This window comes from Vibrio sp. S234-5 (assembly GCF_000960595.1).
Classification (GTDB): Bacteria; Pseudomonadota; Gammaproteobacteria; order Enterobacterales; family Vibrionaceae; genus Vibrio.
In genome coordinates this window covers 1-569 of sequence record NZ_JZAM01000273.1, presented here as the reverse complement: position 1 = coordinate 569, position 569 = coordinate 1, and the positions used below count along the sequence as shown (strand labels likewise).

Here is a 569-nt window from a genome sequence, read left to right as displayed (position 1 = left end):
TAGAGCAATAATGGAAAGGGCCGCGTATTCCAAAGCGATGGTAAAGAAGTGAAGTTGACATTAACTGGCTATTTTTGGCGATATGGTATCAGAAAAGCCATTCAGGTATCGATTTTCCGGATGAACCTAATCTTGTTTCCAGAAAAACGTAACCCATTGAAGCTTAAGCATAACAAGGCGTTCAAGAGGGATTCATGCCGCGTGGCATTTTTTGTATGCGGTGATTTTTGGTGGTGAAAGCGGTCTGCGGAAACTTGGTTTATGCGGCATTCACCCCTTAACGCGGCGTTAGTATTATTAATGGAAAATTGAGGTTATAAAATGGCAATAAAAGAAACAATAATTAAGAAAATAGTTGAAGTGTTTTGGCCTTGGGTTGTTGAAAATATCTGGCCTCTCATCCAACAATATATTATTTCACTAGCAGCGGAGGCTATTGGATCCGTCATTCCGCAGCTAATTCCAGAATTTAAATAGTGTGATCTGGCGATCAGTTTTTCATAAAAACCACGACACCATCTTGACCGCGATCGACAGTTTTGATCTATTACTGCTATTTGACGGTCTCA

Annotated in this window: 2 protein-coding genes; both read left to right on the top strand. The window is 40.2% G+C overall.

Annotated elements, in window-relative coordinates:
- Positions 1-169 precede the first annotated feature (169 nt).
- Positions 170-292 (top strand): DUF3265 domain-containing protein, encoded by a 123-nt coding sequence (locus UF06_RS24830; protein ID WP_082069746.1) that lies wholly within the window; start codon positions 170-172, stop codon positions 290-292.
- A 29-nt stretch (positions 293-321) separates the two neighbouring features.
- Entirely contained in the window at positions 322-477 is a 156-nt protein-coding gene (locus UF06_RS26925; RefSeq protein ID WP_171816752.1) for a hypothetical protein, read from the top strand.
- The last annotated feature ends 92 nt before the right edge of the window (positions 478-569 follow it).

Coding starts and splice junctions, on each gene's coding strand:
- UF06_RS26925 (WP_171816752.1), top strand. CDS start 322: ATGGCAATAAAAGAAACAATAATTAAGAAAATAGTTGAAGTGTTTTGG.